At 73.8% G+C, this 15,629-nt stretch carries 18 protein-coding genes; 3 read left to right on the top strand and 15 right to left on the bottom strand.

Going from position 1 to position 15,629, the window contains the following annotated elements:
- Positions 1–191 precede the first annotated feature (191 nt).
- A complete protein-coding gene (locus RI554_00410) occupies positions 192–1,148 on the bottom strand; it encodes an NAD(P)H-quinone oxidoreductase (GenBank protein MDR9390471.1) in 957 nt (318 codons plus the stop codon).
- Between the two features lie 114 nt (positions 1,149–1,262).
- Here RI554_00410 and RI554_00405 point away from each other — a divergent pair, with 114 nt between their 5' ends.
- Positions 1,263–2,276 carry a rod shape-determining protein gene (locus RI554_00405; protein ID MDR9390470.1) on the top strand — a complete coding sequence of 338 codons (1,014 nt, stop codon included), beginning with the start codon at positions 1,263–1,265 and terminating at the stop codon, positions 2,274–2,276.
- A 94-nt stretch (positions 2,277–2,370) separates the two neighbouring features.
- Here RI554_00405 and RI554_00400 read toward each other — a convergent pair whose 3' ends face one another.
- The 7 genes from RI554_00400 to RI554_00370 all read right to left on the bottom strand — a co-directional run bounded on the left by RI554_00400 (position 2,371) and on the right by RI554_00370 (position 9,220).
- Positions 2,371–2,805, bottom strand: a complete 435-nt coding sequence (locus RI554_00400; protein ID MDR9390469.1) for a peptidylprolyl isomerase — start codon at positions 2,803–2,805, stop codon at positions 2,371–2,373.
- A 142-nt stretch (positions 2,806–2,947) separates the two neighbouring features.
- Complete coding sequence (locus RI554_00395; protein ID MDR9390468.1) at positions 2,948–4,534, bottom strand: gamma-glutamyltransferase family protein; 1,587 nt, start codon at positions 4,532–4,534, stop codon at positions 2,948–2,950.
- Between the two features lie 20 nt (positions 4,535–4,554).
- Positions 4,555–5,097 (bottom strand): chromate transporter, encoded by a 543-nt coding sequence (locus RI554_00390; GenBank protein MDR9390467.1) that lies wholly within the window; start codon positions 5,095–5,097, stop codon positions 4,555–4,557.
- A 34-nt stretch (positions 5,098–5,131) separates the two neighbouring features.
- Positions 5,132–5,827, bottom strand: coding sequence for a DUF1028 domain-containing protein (locus tag RI554_00385; protein ID MDR9390466.1), 696 nt, complete (start codon positions 5,825–5,827; stop codon positions 5,132–5,134).
- Entirely contained in the window at positions 5,827–6,702 is an 876-nt protein-coding gene (locus RI554_00380; GenBank protein ID MDR9390465.1) for an ABC transporter permease, read from the bottom strand. Before RI554_00380 ends, RI554_00385 begins: the two co-directional genes overlap by 1 nt.
- On the bottom strand, positions 6,699–7,649 hold the full coding sequence (locus RI554_00375) for an ABC transporter permease (protein MDR9390464.1): 951 nt from the start codon (positions 7,647–7,649) through the stop codon (positions 6,699–6,701). The genes RI554_00380 and RI554_00375 overlap by 4 nt, the downstream gene beginning before the upstream one ends.
- 62 nt (positions 7,650–7,711) lie before the next feature.
- A complete protein-coding gene (locus tag RI554_00370; protein ID MDR9390463.1) occupies positions 7,712–9,220 on the bottom strand; it encodes an ABC transporter substrate-binding protein in 1,509 nt (502 codons plus the stop codon).
- Positions 9,221–9,457: 237 nt separating this feature from the next.
- On the opposite strand from RI554_00370, the gene RI554_00365 reads away from it, so the two are divergent.
- Positions 9,458–9,940, top strand: coding sequence for an Lrp/AsnC family transcriptional regulator (locus tag RI554_00365; GenBank protein ID MDR9390462.1), 483 nt, complete (start codon positions 9,458–9,460; stop codon positions 9,938–9,940).
- Positions 9,941–9,954: 14 nt separating this feature from the next.
- Here the strand turns inward: RI554_00365 and RI554_00360 are convergent, their stop codons facing one another.
- The 3 genes from RI554_00360 to RI554_00350 are packed head-to-tail and all read right to left on the bottom strand — an operon-like array spanning position 9,955 to position 12,153.
- On the bottom strand, positions 9,955–10,599 hold the full coding sequence (locus tag RI554_00360) for a hypothetical protein (GenBank protein MDR9390461.1): 645 nt from the start codon (positions 10,597–10,599) through the stop codon (positions 9,955–9,957).
- A 10-nt stretch (positions 10,600–10,609) separates the two neighbouring features.
- Complete coding sequence (locus tag RI554_00355; GenBank protein ID MDR9390460.1) at positions 10,610–10,747, bottom strand: hypothetical protein; 138 nt, start codon at positions 10,745–10,747, stop codon at positions 10,610–10,612.
- A gap of 5 nt (positions 10,748–10,752) precedes the next feature.
- Positions 10,753–12,153, bottom strand: coding sequence for an MATE family efflux transporter (locus RI554_00350; protein ID MDR9390459.1), 1,401 nt, complete (start codon positions 12,151–12,153; stop codon positions 10,753–10,755).
- 65 nt (positions 12,154–12,218) lie between these two features.
- Here RI554_00350 and RI554_00345 point away from each other — a divergent pair, with 65 nt between their 5' ends.
- Positions 12,219–13,361, top strand: a complete 1,143-nt coding sequence (locus tag RI554_00345) for an ankyrin repeat domain-containing protein (GenBank protein ID MDR9390458.1) — start codon at positions 12,219–12,221, stop codon at positions 13,359–13,361.
- A 77-nt stretch (positions 13,362–13,438) separates the two neighbouring features.
- On the opposite strand, the gene RI554_00340 is transcribed toward RI554_00345, so the two are convergent.
- The 4 genes from RI554_00340 to RI554_00325 form a co-directional block, all read right to left on the bottom strand.
- Positions 13,439–13,876 (bottom strand): Hsp20/alpha crystallin family protein, encoded by a 438-nt coding sequence (locus RI554_00340; GenBank protein MDR9390457.1) that lies wholly within the window; start codon positions 13,874–13,876, stop codon positions 13,439–13,441.
- A gap of 129 nt (positions 13,877–14,005) precedes the next feature.
- Entirely contained in the window at positions 14,006–14,719 is a 714-nt protein-coding gene (locus RI554_00335) for a TIGR00730 family Rossman fold protein (GenBank protein ID MDR9390456.1), read from the bottom strand.
- A 46-nt stretch (positions 14,720–14,765) separates the two neighbouring features.
- Positions 14,766–15,392 carry an HAD-IA family hydrolase gene (locus RI554_00330; protein ID MDR9390455.1) on the bottom strand — a complete coding sequence of 209 codons (627 nt, stop codon included), beginning with the start codon at positions 15,390–15,392 and terminating at the stop codon, positions 14,766–14,768.
- A 40-nt stretch (positions 15,393–15,432) separates the two neighbouring features.
- Positions 15,433–15,629, bottom strand: a 197-nt coding sequence (locus RI554_00325; protein MDR9390454.1) for a Smr/MutS family protein, incomplete at its 5' end; no start/stop codon positions are given.

Below are 15,629 nucleotides of genomic sequence, written 5' to 3'. Positions count from 1 at the left end.
CGTCAGGGTACCCGCCGGCGCGGTCCGTGGCGGGCGGAACCGTGGTCCGCCGCCCACTCGCGCGGCGGGAACGCCGGTAGCGTGGGGGCGCCCCGCGCGCCGCGTCTCCGCACCCCCGCTGCCCCCCCGGCGGAGACCCGCGCGGGGCACGTGTGTGGGCACGCCGAGCGGGCCGGAGGGGGGCGCCGCCGTCAGGGGATCGTGAGGACGACCTTGCCCGCCGTCGCGTTCGCGCGGAGCTGCGCGTGCGCCTCCTCGACGTGGCGGACGTCGAACGTCGCGTGGATGGGGAGGCGCAGCCCACCCCGCGCGACGTCCGCACCGAAGCGCGCTTGGAACGCGTCGCGCAACGCGATCTTGTCGTCGAGGGGTCGACCGCGGAGCGTCGTGCCCTTCACCGTGAGGCGTTTGCGCATCATCACCCCGACGTCGAGGGTCGCCTCGCGGCCGCCCAGCGTCGAGATCCACACGAGCCGCCCCCCGACGTCGAGCAGCTCCAGGTTCGCGGCGGTCGTGGCGGCCCCCACCGGGTCGAGGATCACGTCGACCCCGCTCCACGCGTCGCGCAACCGCGCGGGCCAGGCGGGGTCGTGACGGTCGAACGCCCACGCCGCTCCGAGCCCCCGGCACAGCGGCGCCTTCGCGCCGCTGGACGTGGTGGCGACCTCCGCCCCGAGGGCGCGCGCCTGGAGGATCGCGGCGGTTCCCACGCCGCTCGCGCCGGCGTGGATCAACGCCCGCTCGCCGGGCCGCAGGCCGGCCTCGAGCACGAGGTTGGAGAACGCCGTGAGGTGCGCTTCGGGCAGGGCGGCCGCCTCGACGTCGGTGAGGCCGTCGGGGGTCGGCATCAGCATGCGGACCGGCACGGCGGCGCGTTCGGCGTACCCGCCGCCGGCGAGGAGCGCGTGGGCGCGGTCGCCGGGCCGCCAGCCGGACCCTTCGGGGGCGGTGAGGACCTCGCCGGCGACCTCGAGGCCGAGGATCTCGCTGGCGCCGGGTGGGGGCGGGTAGCGGCCCGCGCGTTGGGCGAGGTCGGCGCGGTTGACGCCGGCGGCGCGGACGCGCAGCGTCGCGTCGCCCGGCCCCGGGACGGGGTCGGGCACGGCCCGCCACGCGAGGGGGCCGGGGGCGCCGTGGATCGCCTTCACGCCCGCGGTCTACCACGAATCGGGGGGCGGTCGGGACGCGCGTCGGGCGCCTGCGGGGTGCGGGTGGGTCGCCATCCGGGACGCGGGGGGCGGCGACGGGGTAGCGTGCGCGGCATGATCGGAGTCGATTTGGGGACCACGCACGTCCGCGTGCACGTCAAGGGGCGGGGCGTCGTCCTGCGCGAACCGGCGGTCATCGCGATGTCGCAGGACACCGGCGACGTCATGGCGATCGGCGAGGAGGCCTACAAGATGCTGGGGCGCACGCCGGGCTCCATCACCGCGGTCCGGCCGATGCAGGACGGCGTGATCGCCGACTACACGTTGACGGAGAAGATGCTGAAGGGGTTCGTCGGGAAGGTCCTGACGGGCCCCAGCCGCTTCCTGCGCCCCACCATCATGGTGTGCGTCCCGTCGGAGATCACCGACGTCGAGCGGCGGGCGGTGCTGCAGGCGGTCCACGAGATCGGGGCGCGCAAGGCGCTGCTGATCGAGGAGCCGGTCGCCGCCGCGATCGGGGCGGGCATCGACATCGCGGAACCGGTCGGCGCGATGGTGATCGACATGGGCGGCGGGACGACCGACGTCGCGATCCTGAGTCTAGGGGGGATCGTGAACGCGAAGAGCGTGCGGGTGGCCGGCAACGCCTTCGACGCCGACGTCGCGGCGTTCGTGAAGGAGAAGCACGAGCTGTTGATCGGGGACCGCACCGCGGAGCAGATCAAGCGCGAGGTGGGGGCCGCCATGCTGGATCCCGACGTGCCGCCCGCGACGACGCAGGTGCGGGGGCGGGGGCTGATCGACGGCATGCCGAAGACCGCCACCGTCACGTCGACCGACGTCGTCGAGGCGATCGAGGGGTCGCTGGAGAAGATCGCGGAGACGCTGCGCAAGGTGCTCGAGACCGCGGAACCGGAGTTGGTGAGCGACGTCATCGATCGCGGCATCGTGCTGACCGGGGGGGCGGCGCAACTGCGGCACGTCGACCGCTACTTGAGCGCGGTGTCCGGCATTCCGGTCGGCCTGGCGGAGGACCCGGAGGACTGCGTGGTGGTGGGGACCAGCCGGGCGCTGGACATGGCGGACGTCCTGGAGGACGCGCGCCGGCGCGGCACCGAGTTCCACTGACGCGCGTCCCCACGACCCCGGTGCGCGGGCGTCGGGGCGTCCGCACGAGCGCGGCCCCGCCGAAGCGGGGCCGCGTGGGCGTTCGGGGGGTGGGTCAGCCGGCCTGCAGGTCGACGAGGGTCATTTCGAACGTCAGCGCCTGCCCCGCGAGCGGCGGGTTGGCGTCGAGCGTGATGCTGGTGTCGTCGAGGGCGGCGACGGTGACGGGCACCGCTTGGCCGTCCTCCTGCTGGAGTTGCAGCGGCGTACCGAGCTCCACCTCGAGGTCCTCGGGCAGGTCGCTGCGCGGCACGTCGAGCATCAGGTCGTCGCGCCGTTCGCCGTAGGCGTCGTGCGGTTCGAGGCGGGCCTTCTTCGTTTCGCCGACGCTCATGCCGACGACCGCCGCTTCGAAGCCGGGGATGACCTGGCCGGACCCGAGGGTGACGGTGAGGGGGTCGCGCCCCTCGCTGCTGTCGAACACGGTGCCGTCGTCGAGGGTGCCGGTGTAGTGGACGTGCACGGTATCGCCGGATTTCGCTTCGCTCATGCAGCCTCCTCGCGGGCGTTCCGCCCGCGTCGATGCGTCGCGCGGGGACCGCATCGTCCCGGCGCCGACGCGAGGGTGGCACGAACCGGCCGCCGTCCGTGTCGGCCGGCCGGCACGGACGGCCCCGCCGGCGCCGAGCGCGTCAGAACCCGACGGCGAGGCCGTCCTTGCGGGGGTCGCTGCCGGCGACGTAGCCGCCGTCGGGGAGGCGCCGAACGAGTTGCGCGCCGCCGAACGCGAAGCCGTGCTCCGGGGCGGCGCGGGTGACGTCGTGCCCGAGGTCGCGGAGCGCGTCGACGGTGGCCTGTCCGACCGAGGCCTCCAGGGCGACGGTGCGGCCCTCGACGACCCGCCAGCGCGGCGCGTCGGCGGCGGCCTGCGGGTTCTGGCCCCACAGGACGGTGCGGAGCACCATCTGGACGTGCCCTTGCGGCTGCATGGGGCCGCCCATCACCCCGAAGCTCATGTCCGGGGCGCCGCCCCGCGTCAGGAAGGCGGGGATGATGGTGTGGAACGGCCGCTTGGCGGGCCCCACCTGGTTGGGGTGCCCCGGCTGGAGCGTGAAGCCCGCCCCGCGGTTCTGCAGCGAGATGCCGGTGCCGGGCACCACGACGCCCGACCCGAAGCCGTAGTAGTTGGACTGGATGAACGACACCATGCGGCCCTCGGCGTCGGCGGCGGTGAGGTACACCGTCCCGCCGCGCTTCGGCACGCCGTACGCCGGGTCGCCCGCCCGCGTGGGGTCGATGCGCGCGGCGCGTTCGGCGAGGTACCCGTCGTCCAGCAGGGCGTCCGGCGGCACGTCGAGGTGGTCGGGATCGCCGACGTAGCGATGCGCGTCGGCGAACGCGAGTTTCATCGCTTCGATCTGCAGGTGCAGGGCGGCGGCGGAGTCCGGGTCGTGGTCGGCGACGTCGGTGTGGCGGAGGATGCCGAGCGCGAGGAGGGCGGCGAGGCCCTGGCCGTTGGGGGGGATCTCGTGCAGTTCGTGCTCACCGTAGGCGGTCGAGATCGTGCCGACCCACTCCGCGCGGTGGGCGGCCAGGTCGGCCTCGGCGAGGGGTCCGCCGCCGGCCTGGACGTGCGCCGCCATGCGCTCGGCCAGGGCCCCCCGATAGAACGCTTCGCCCTCGGTCTCGATGATCGTCTCCAGGGTCGCCGCCTGGTCGGGAAAGCGCCAGGTCTCCCCCGCGTGGGGCGCGCGGCCGCCGGGCAGGAACGCGTCGGCGAAGTCGGCGCGGCCCGCGAAGGTGCCCTCGGCGGTGGCCCACGCGCGCGCCGTGATGGGGGACACCGGGAAGCCGTCGCGGGCGTAGTGGATCGCGGGTTCGGCGATGCGGTGCAGGGGCAACGACCCGAAGCGGCGGTGCATCTCGATCCAGGCGGAGACGGCGCCCGGCACCGTGACGGTGGCCTCCCCGCGCAGGGGGATGGCGTCCAGGCCTTCGAACCGCTCGGGCGTGAGCGCCGTGGGGCTGCGCCCGGAGGCGTTCAGGCCGTGCAGGGACCGGCCGTCCCAGAGGATCGCGAAGGCGTCGCTGCCGAGGCCGTTGCTGGTGGGCTCGACCACGGTGAGGGTCATGGCGGCCGCGATGGCGGCGTCGACGGCGTTCCCGCCGTCGGTCAGCATGCGCAGGCCGGCGGTGGCGGCCAACGGCTGGCTGGTGGCGACGACGTTGCGCGCCAGGACCGGCATGCGCTGCGAGGGGTAGGGGGTGGAGGGATCCATGCGGCTCCTAGGGGTGCGCGTCAGCGCAGGAAGAGGACGCCGACGACGCCGCCGGCGACGATGAGGAGGGCGGGGTGAACGCCGAACCGGGCGGCGGCGACGAAGGCGACGAGGCCGAGCCCCCAGAGGGCCCAGTTGGCCAGCCACTGCGGGGGGGCGCCGAAGGCGCGGGGCGCGAACTCCCACACGACCAACGCCAAGAGCGCGATCACGACCGGTCGGACGCCGCGCAGGAACGCTTCGAACGCCGGCGCGTCGCGGTAGCGGAGGTACAGGCCGCCGAGCGCGATCATGGCGAGGATCGTGGGGACCGTGACGCCGACCAGGCCGGCGGCGGCGCCGGGCCAGCCGGCGACCTTGAACCCCACGTACCCCGCCATCTTCGTCGCGATGGGGCCGGGCAGCGCGTTGCCGAACGCGAAGGCGTCGAGGAACTCGTCCTTCGTCAACCACCGCTGGACGTCGACGACCTCCTCTTGGATGAGCGGGATCATCGAGGGGCCGCCGCCGAAGCCGAAGAGGCCTACCTTGGCGAACGACCACAAGAGGTGCAGGGTGTCCATGGTCGGTGCGAGTGTACCCGTCGCCCCGTCCGCCTCAGCGGCGGACCCGGCTGAACAGGCGCACGCCCTCCTCTCCGTAGTCGCGGCGGATGGCGTCGGTCTGCGCGTCCATGACCCCTTTGAGGCGCCGGAGTTCGGCGACGGGGTCGGCGTGGTCGTCGACGCGGAGGTTGTGGTGGAGGCGCGGTTCGGGGGAGGCGGCCAGCAGGGCGGCGGACTGCTTGCCGCGCTTGTCGCCGCCCGCGGCTTGGCCGGCCTCGAGGACGCGCAGGAGCCGCTCGCCGATCTCGCGGTCGCGGTCCGCCTCGGCGGCCTCGAGCATGGCGTCGACGACCTCGGGGCCGGCCAGCATGTTGCCGGCCACGCTGACGCCGTCGCCGGCGCGGGACCCGGCCCAGGGGACGCAGTCCGCTCCGGTCGCCGCGTGGGCGCCGGTCGCGTCGACGCCGTGCAGCTGGCGGACCGGGCGGGCGTCGTCCACGGACAGCAGCGCGTCGATGGCGGTGGCGACGGGCATGCCGCGACCGACGAGGGCCAGGGTGCGCTCACCGAGGGTGGTGTCGACCCGCGCTTGGGTGGCGACGGCGCCCTGGAGGGAGACGTACGGGACGAGGGCCCCGACGTTCGGGCGGGCGGTGGCGACGGCCACGCCGTACCCACCGCAGGTGCCGCGGAGGCAGACGGAGAACGTGGCGAGGTCCAGCGCGGTGGGGGCGCGAAGGGGGGCCATCAGGCGTCCCTCGGGTCGAAGGCGTCGCGCAGGCCGTCGCCGAAGAGGTTGAAGGCGAGGACGGTGACGAAGATCGACAGGCCGGGCCAGATCGCCATCCAGGGCGCTTGGACGAGGAAGTTCTTGGCGGTGTTCAACATGCCTCCCCAGCTGGGCGTCGGGGGTTGGACGCCGAGGCCCAGGAACGACAGGGACGATTCGGCGATGATCGCCTGGGCGATGGTGACGGTCGCCTGCACCAGGATCGGTGCGAAGGCGTTGGGCAGCACGTGGCGCGCCAGGATCCGCCCGTCGCCCGCCCCGAGGGCGCGCGCGGCCTGGACGTACTCGGCGTTCTTCACGGCCAGCACTTGGCCGCGCATGAGTCGCACGAAGGTCGGCGTGACGGCGATCCCGATGGCGATCATGGCGTTCTGCAGGCTGGGGCCCAACGCCGCCGCCAGGGCGACGGCGAGGATCAGGAACGGGAACGACAACAGCGCATCGGTGAGGCGCATGACGACCTCGTCCAGCCAGCCGCCGTAGAACCCTGCGATCAGGCCGAGCGGCACGCCGGCGAGGAGCGCGATGGCGACCGAGATGACGCCGGCGACGAGGCTGGCGCGCGCGCCGAAGAGGACGCGCGATAGGACGTCCCGGCCGATCTCGTCCGTCCCGAACCAGTAGCTGCCCGAGGGGGCCTGCCGGACGGAGAGGAAATCGGTGGCGGCGGGGTCGTGGGGGGCGATCCAGGGGGCCAGGACGGCCAGCGTCACGAAGAGGAGGACGACGGCGCCGCCGACGAGCGCGATGGGGCGGGACCGGAGGCGGCGCATCGGGCGGCTCGTCCACCACGCGGTCCACGTGCGGGTCGGGCGGGGCAGGGCGCCGGTCATGCGCGGGACCCGGAGATGCGGGGGTCGAGGACGGCGTAGAGCACGTCCACCGCGAGGTTGATGGCGATGTAGGACGTGGCGGTGAACAGGACGACGCCTTGGACGACGGCGTAGTCGCGGTTGAAGACGGCGTCGACGATCAACTTCCCGAAGCCGGGGATCGTGAAGACCTGCTCGGTCAGCACGGCGCCGGAAAGGAGCGTGCCGAGCTGCAGACCGAGGATGGTGACGACGGGGATGAGGGCGTTGCGCATGGCGTGCCGCACGACGGTCGTCCAGCCGCTCGCGCCCTTGGCGGTGGCGGTGCGGACGAAGTCCTGCGAGAGGACCTCGAGCATCGAGGAGCGCATCTGCCGCATCAACACCGCGGCCAGTCCGGTCCCGAGGACGAACGCGGGCATGATCATGCGCCGGAGGTTCTCGAGCGGGTCCTCCAGGAAGGGCACGAAGCCGGACGCCGGCAACCACCCCAGTTGGACGGAGACGAGCAGGATCAGCATGATCCCCAGCCAGAAGTTGGGGATCGACAACCCCGAGAGGGCGACCACCGTACCGGCGACGTCCCAGCCGGTGTTCTTCCTCGTCGCGGCGATGGCGCCCGCGGGGATGGCCACGGCGACGGCGACGAGGATGGAGAGGACGGCGAGTTGCACCGTGACGGGAAGCTTGGTGAGGATGAGGGAAGAGACGGGCTCGCCGGTCCGCATCGAGACGCCGAGGTCGCCGCGAGCGAGTTGGCCGAGCCAAGCAACATATTGAACGGGGATCGGCTCGTCGAGCCGGTACTTCGCGCGGATGAAGGCGATCACCTGCGGGTCGCGTTCCTCGCCGGCGAGGATGACGGCGGGGTCGCCGGGAAGCGACCGCTGGATGCCGAACACCATCACCGTGACGATGAGGAGGGTGGGGATCGCGGTCAGGGCACGCTGGGCGACGAAGGCAAGCACGGGTCTCCTCGAAGGGCGAGGGGTGGGCCGAAGCCCACCCCTTCGCCGGTGGAGCGCGGACGTCAGTCGAGCGTGACGCCTTGGAAGCGGATGATGCCGTCGGGGTAGGCCTCGAAGCCCTGCATCGCGGCGGTGTGCGGGAAGAACAGTTGCTGGTGGTAGAGGTAGATCACGTGGCGGTTGGGCAGGTAGCGCTCCGCCGCGGCCTCGTACAGCGCGTAGCGGTCGTCGAAGCCGCTGGTGACGCGCGCTTCGTTCAGGAGGCGCGAGGTCTCCTCGTCGCACACGCCGTGCTCGTTCAGGTTGCCGTCGCACGTCTGGAACGAGTGGATGTTGCCGTCGGGATCGAGGCGTCCGGACCAGCCGACCTGGAAGGTGTCGTACTCGCCCTGCTCCCACAGGTCGAGGGCGGTCGCGAACTCCGTGGCGCGGACGGTGACGTCGAAGCCGGCTTCGGCGGCGAGCGCCTGGACGACCTCGCCGATCTGGACCGACTGCGGGTTGTTGGCGACCATCATCTCGAAGGCCACGCGGTCGTGGCCGGCCTCGCGGAGCAGCTCACGGGCGCGCTCGACGTCGCGTTCGGCGATCGGGTAGGCGTCGACGTACCAGGGGCTGCTGGGCGGGACCGCCTGGTTCCCGACGATGAATTCGCCGCCGAAGACGACGTCGTTGATGACCTCGCGGTCGATGGCGAGCTCGAACGCTTCGCGGACGCGCGGGTCGGTCGCCATCGGGTCGTCGCGCGGTTCCGGGTTGGCGACGTTGACGGTGATGCCCTGGTAGCCGAGGCTGGCGGCGGAGGGCAGGGTGAGGTCGGGATCGTCGCGGATGATCCCGAGGTCGGTGGGGGCGGCGCGCTCGATGACCTGCAGGTCGCCGGCCTGCAGGTTGGCGAGGCGGACGCTGGTGTCGGGGATCGGGAGGAACACGACCTCGTCGATCGCGATGGCGTCGGCGTCCCAGTAGCCGTCGAAGCGCTCGAGCGCGATGCGGTCCTGCGCCACGCGCTCGACGAACTCGAAGGGGCCGGCGCAGACGGGCGAGCGACCGAAGTCCTCGCCGAGCTCCTCGGCGGCGGCCGGCGAGATCATCATGCCGCTGCGGTCGGCGAGGAGCGCGATGAGCGGCGCGAACGGCTCGCTCAGGTTCAGGCGCACCGTGTCGTCGTCGACGACGTCGATCGATTCGACCTGCGCGAGTTCGCTGGAGCGGTTGGAGCCGGGGAGGGTCTTGGAGCGCTCGAGGTTGTACTTGACCGCCTCGGCGTCGAGCGGCGTGCCGTCGTGGAAGACGACGCCGGGGCGCACGTCGATGGTGACCGAGAGGCCGTCGTCGGCGACGTCGTAGCCGGACGCGAGTTGCGGGAAGATCTCGAGGTCGGGCGTGATCTCGAAGAGTTTGTCGCACAGGCTGGCGAAGACGATGCGGCCGACGTAGGTGCGCCCCAGGTCGGGGTCGAGGACGTCGGGGTCCTCGGCGAGACCGACGCGCACGGTTTGCGCGGCGGCGCTACCGAGGAGCGCGATCAGGGCCGTGCCGAGGAGGAGTCGGAACAACGGACGCTTCATGGGGCCTCCCTCGCGGACCGCGGGACGGGGCGGTCCGATCGTGGCGCCGGACCCCCGGACGCGCCGGATGCGCGGGGGGAGCCGCGACGTGCGCAGACTCTACGGGGCGTCCTCGCGCAATGTCAACGATGACGACGTATTTTTATTGCATTGCGTGCTAGAACACCAATCGTCGTACATCTTTGCGCAGGCGACGCGGAGCCCTTCGCTCGCGTCGCGGAAGGGTAGGCTCGGCCCATGGCGCTCGACCCCTTGGATCAACGCATCATCATGGCCCTCGAGGACGACGGGCGTCGTCCCTACCGCGAGATCGCCCGCGACCTCGACGTCGCGGAGGCCACCGTCCGCTCGCGCGTGCAGCGCATGACTCAGGCCGGCTGGATCCGCATCTCCGCGGTCGGCGACCCGGTCGCGCTGGGCGTGCCGGTCAACGCGATCACCCTCGTGCGGACCCGGGTCGGTCGCTCCAACGCCGTGGCCGAGGCGCTGACGGAGCTGCCCAACGTGCGCTTCGTCGGCAGCAGCTTCGGCTCGGCCGACCTCATCATCCAGACGCTGCACCCGAGCGTCGCCGCCCTCCACGAGTTCGTGGCGGAACGCCTGCCGACGGAGGTCGAGGGCATCGAAAGCACCGAGACCTTCCAGCTCGCCCGCGTCCACAAGAGCAGTTGGGATTGGCGCGCCTGGTTCGAGCAGGACGGCGCGACCGAACCGGTCTGACGCACGCCCGTCGTTCAGGCGGCCCCGGTCGCGTCGTCGTCGGGGCCCGACGTTCGTTCGGCCCCCCCGCCCGGGGCCCCCTCCGGAGGCTCGGGCGTGACGGCCCGACCGATGCGCCGGACCTGAAGGAGGCCGAGGGCGTAGCCGAGGGCGAGGGCGGCGGCGGTCCCGACCAGCGTGCCGGCCCCCTGGCCGGTGGCCCAGGCGAAGGCGAGGAACCAGGCGGGGACGGCCAGCAGCAGCCCGCCGAGGAGGGCGGCCGACAGGCCGGCGCGGCGGACGGTCGTCAGGGTCGGGCCGTCGGCCGTCGAGGGGTCGGCCGGCGCGTCCGCACGATGGGGGGCGCCGTCGCGCCAGCGGGCGGCGGTGCGGGCTGCGGCCTGCGTGCCGCCGACCGCGGCGGCGACGCCGATCGCGAGGTGCAGGTAACTCGCGGTGAGCAGGGTCGCCGCGACGACGCCGCTGGGGGCGTCCTGACGGCCGGCGAGGGTCACGACCGCAGCGACGACGCCGCCGGCGGCGAGGACCTGCGCGGCGAAGGCGGCGGCGTGAACGAGGCCGAGCTTCGCGGCGGCGTCGCGGGCCGTGAGGTCGGGCGCGGCGAGGTAGCGGCGGAGCGCCGCGACGCGCGGGCGGGCCGGCGGGTCCGGCGTCGTCACGCGGGCGGGGTCAGTGGGCGGCGTCGGGCTCGCCGTCGTCCGTCTCGCCGGCGATCCAGAGGCCGAGGAACACGAACGCGGCGGCGGCGGCGGTGAGGCCGCCGAGCACCAACGTCGAGTAGACGAGGATGGACGTGAGCGTGCTCATGGGGCCTAGTGTACCCCGTCGGCGGCGGGGTCGGGGACGCCGGGGAGGGCCCCGGCGCCGGGGCGGGTGGCGCGCAGGAAGCGGGTGGTGAGGAGGGTCGCGGCGGTCGCGAGGCCGATCACGAGGCCGATCCACAGGCCGCGCCCCGCGAGGTCGGCGGCGAACGCGAGGGTCACGCCGCTGCCGAGGCCGACGACGCCGTACGACACGAAGCTGAGGAGCATGGGGACGCGGGTGTCGCGCAGGCCGCGCAGCGCGCCGGACGCGGTGACTTGGACGCCGTCGACGACCTGGAAGATGGCGGCGATGCCGAGGAACGTCGCGGCGAAGCGGACGGTGGCGGCGTTGCCGGGGGCGGTGGGGTCGAGGAAGGCGGCGACGACGAGGTCGGGCGCGAAGCGGAAGACGAGGGCGGTGAGGCTCATGAAGGCGACGGCGACCCCGATCCCGGTGAGGCCGGCGCGGCGGACGCCGGTGCGGTCGCGGGCGCCGGCGGCGCGGGCGACGCGGACGCCGGTGGCGTTGGCGAGGCCGACGGGGACCATGAAGGTCACCGAGGCGGCCTGGATGGCGATCTGGTGGCCGGCGAGCGCGTCGGGGCCGAAGGTCCCCATGAGGACGGCGGTGATGGCGAAGAGGGCCGCTTCGAAGCCGAGGGTGAGGCCGATGGGCCAACCGAGCGCGAAGATCTCGCGGAGCACGCCGGGGTCGGGCCGGCGGAGGCCGCGCAGGACGCGGTAGCGGGGGTGGCGGAGGGCGACGTAGGCGAGGAGGGCGGTCGCCATGGCGGTGTAGACGAGGGCGGTGGCGACGCCGGTCCCGACGAGACCGAGGGCGGGCAGGCCGTAGCGGCCGAACATGAGGGCGTCGTTCGCGACGACGTTCGCGCCGATCCCGAGGATCAGGGTGACCATGATCGGGCGGGCGTCGCCGATCCCCTCGAGGAACCCGCGGGCCGCGACGAGGGCGAGGGCGGGGAGGTAGCCGAAGGCGACGGTCCCGAGGTAACCGCCGGCGAGGGCGGCGGTGTCGGGGTCCTGCCCGAGGTGCTGCAGCAGCGGACCGACCTCGCGGAGGCCGAGCGTGATCGGGACGCCGAGCAGCAGCGCCAGCCACAGGCCTTGGCGGGCGGTGCGGCCGGCCCGGTCGGGGCGGTCCGCGCCGAGCGCGCCGGAGACGAGGGGGGCGACGGCGAAGAGGACGCCCATGCCGAGGATGAGGGTGCTTTGGTACACCACGCCCCCCAGCGCGATGCCGGCGAGCGCGTCGGGACCGAGGCGGCCGGCCATGACGGTGTCGACGGTGTTCATGCCGATCTGCGCGAGTTGGGCGGCGATCAGGGGGCCGGCGAGGGCCAGCAGGTCGCGCAGTTCGCGGATCGGGAGGGGGCGGGCGGGGCGACGCACGCCCGCGAGGCTACCGCTTCCGCGGGGACGCGGCGTACGGCGGTCGGTCGGGGTAGCCTGCGGGCATGATGCGCATCGTGGCCGCGATGGTGGTCGTGGGGATCTTGGGGGTCGTCGGGTGGTTCGCCGCCTCGAGGGGGGGTGGCGCGGAGGCCGAGGCGCCGCCGGCGCCGGCGACGGTGCTGCTGAGCGCGTCGGACGCGGGCGTCCCGTCGGAGGTGGATGCGGCGCTGGCGGCGGGCGCACCGACGTCGGCGACGGACGCCTTCGGGCGGACGCCGTTGATGCGGGCGGCGGCGGCGGGGCACGACGACGTGGTGCGGCGGCTGCTGGCGGCGGGCGCGGACGTGAACGCGCGGTCGGCGGGGGGCTGGACGGCGTTGATGTTCGCCGCGGACGCCGCCCCGAGCGCCTCGACGGCGCTGTTGCTGCTGAACGCCGGGGCGGACCCGCACGTCCGCGACGCCGACGGCGTGCGGGCGGTGGACCTGGCGGCCGACCACCCGCCGGTGCGGGGGAGCGGGCTGTACGGGCGCCTGGTGGAGCTGAGCGACGGCTTCGACGCGATCGCGGAGCTGCGGGGCGGGGCGCCCTTCGCGGAGGGCTGGCCGTCGATGTACGTCGTGCCGATCGACGGCGCGACGCTGTCGTCGCGCGCGAGCCACCTGCCGGGGGCGCCGCGCCGCTACCGCAACGGGACGCACGAGGGCTTCGATTTCTACGACGGGACGGTGAGCGTCGAGATCGCCTACGGCACGCCGCAGCGGGCGGTGGCGGCGGGAACGGTGATCCGGGCGGACGTCGACTACGCGCCGCTCACGCAGGCGCGCTACGACGCGTTGATCGAGGAGGCGACGTCGTCGCTGACGACGCCGCCCGACGTGCTGGACGCCTTGCGGGGGCGGCAGGTGTGGATCCGCCACGCGGGCGGGTTCGTCAGCCGCTACGCGCACCTGTCCGGCGTCGCCGAGGGCGTCGTCGAGGGTGCGCGCGTGGCGCAGGGGGCGACGGTCGGCTTCACCGGGAACTCCGGGACGTCGGAGGCGGCGGCGGGGACCGAGGCGGGTCCGCACCCGCACGTCGAGATCTGGCGGGACGACACGTACCTGGGGGCGGGCATGGAGCCGCCGGAGATCTACGCGGTCGCGGCGCAGGTGTTCGGGCTCGACGCGTTGCCGCCGTTCACCGACGGCGGCCTGACCTTCTGAGGCGTCGCGCACGACCCGGACGCGGACGCGCGGCGGGCTTCGGCCCGCCGCGCGTCGTCGTGGGGCGAGGACGCCGCTCAGTTGGCGTCGATGGCGATCTTCTTGACCTTCGCTTCGTGCGCCTTGGGCAGCGTGAGCGTCAGCAGGCCGTCGTGGACGCGGGCCGCGACCGCGTCGGCGTCGACGCCGTCGGGGAGGCGGAAGGTGCGGCTGACGGTGCCGCGCGGGAGGCCGCGCCGCCAGTAGCGGCGGTCCTCGCCCTCGTGGGCGGGCAGGTCGGCGCGGACGGTCAGGTCGCGGTTCTCGAGGGCGACGTCGAGGTCGTCGGCGGCGAGGCCGGGGACGGCCATCTCGAGGACCCACGCCTCGTCGGTCTCGTAGAGGTCGGTCGGGACGTCGGGGCCGGCGGCGGCCGGCGCGGCGGCGCCCTGCGCGAGGTCGAAGAGCCGGTCGACGGCGTCGAACATCGGGTCGCGGGTCAGGGTGCGGGGGGTCTGCATGCGGACGAGTGCCATGGAATCCCTCCTCGAAGGTGGTGTGGGCGCGGGGGCGGACCCCCGTCGCCGTTCCCCACCAAGATAAAACCTTAGTGTGAGCGTGTCAAGTTTTCCAAGCGACAGGCCGAGGATTCCTTGCGGGGCCGCTCAGTCGCCGTCGCCCGGCACGTCCCGCCCGTTCGGTACGTCGAACCCCGCACGCGTCTCGCTTCGGTAGTACGCCTCGATCGCCGCCGGGATCTCCGCGACGTCGTCCACCAGCTGGAACAGCTGCAGGTCGCGCGCGTGAATCGTGCCCTCGCGCACCAGCGTGGCCTCCATCCACTCCACCAACCCCTGCCAGTAGGCGACGTCGACCAGGTACACCGGGAACGGCTTGATCTTCAGCGTCTGAATCAACGTCAGCGCCTCGAACAGCTCGTCGATCGTGCCGAACCCCCCCGGGAACGCCACGAACGCCGTCGCGTACTTCACCAGCATCACCTTGCGCACGAAGAAGTACGTGAAGTCCAGCGCGTCGGTCTGGAAGCGGTTCGGACTCTGCTCGTGCGGGAGGGTGATGTTCACCCCCACCGACCGGCCGCCCGCCTCGAACGCCCCCCGGTTCGCGGCCTCCATGATGCCCGGCCCCCCACCGGTCAACACCGCGTACCCCTGCCCCGCCAACGCCTCGGCCAGGCGACGCGCCTTGGCGTACGCCTCCCCGTCCGCCGCGAGGCGCGACGAGCCGAACACCGTCACCGCCTTGCCGACGTCCGCCATCGCCTCGAACCCCTGGGCGAACTCGCCCAGGATGCGGAACATCCGCCAGGAGTCCTCCGCCAAGGCGTCGATCACGTACTGCGTTTCGCGTGTGCTCATGCGCAACGATACCCGCCGACCCGCCCCACCCCCGTGCGCGGGGGCGTCACCCCAGCCGCGTCACGAGCGCCGCGAGGTCCGGCTCGAGCGCGTCCGGTGCCGCCGTCCGCAACGTCGCGGCGTCGTGCGTCCCCCACGTCACGCCGTACGTCGCCAACCCCGCCGCCCGCCCCGCCTCGAGGTCGTGCACCGTATCCCCCACCATCCACGTCCCCTCCGCCGCCACCGCCCGCAACGCCGCCCACACGACGTCCGGCGCCGGCTTCGCCGGCAGGTCGTCGGTCCCCTGCACGTGATCCAGGTACGGCGCCAACCCCACCGCCTCCACCAGGTCGCGCGCCATCGCCGTCCGCTTCGTCGTCGCCACCGCCGTGCGCAGCCCCCGCGCCCGCAGGGCCGCCAGCGTCTCGAGCGCCCCCGGGAACGGCGCGGTGGTGTCCAGGAACCGCTCGGGGTAGATCCGCCGGTACGCCGCCGCGACGTCCGCCACCCGGTCCGGCGCGAACGCCGCGATCATCGCCTCCAGCGGCCGCCCCACCTCGGCGCGCACGGCCCCCGCACGCGGGGCGGGCAGGCCCCGATCCACGAACGCCGCCCGGAAGCTGGCGACGATGTCGGGCAGGCTGTCGATCAGGGTGCCGTCGAGGTCGAACACCACGGCGCGGGGGCGCATCTGGCTCACGCCGCCAGGCTACCCCGGCCCGCACCCCGCGTCACACGTCCAGGTGCGCCACCGTCACGCCGTGCCCCCCCTCGTAGGGGACCGCATCCTCGTACCGCGCGACCCGCGCCTCCCCCCGCAGCGTCTCCCGGACCGCGTCCCGCAGCGCGCCGGTCCCCTTGCCGTGCAGGATCCGCACCGTCGGGACGCGCAGGGCGTGCGCCTCCAGCACGAACTCGCGCACCTTCT

Source organism: Trueperaceae bacterium (assembly GCA_031581195.1).
GTDB lineage: Bacteria > Deinococcota > Deinococci > Deinococcales > Trueperaceae > SLSQ01.
Note: the sequence above shows the minus strand (reverse complement) of the source record. Positions and strands in the feature narration are given on the sequence as shown.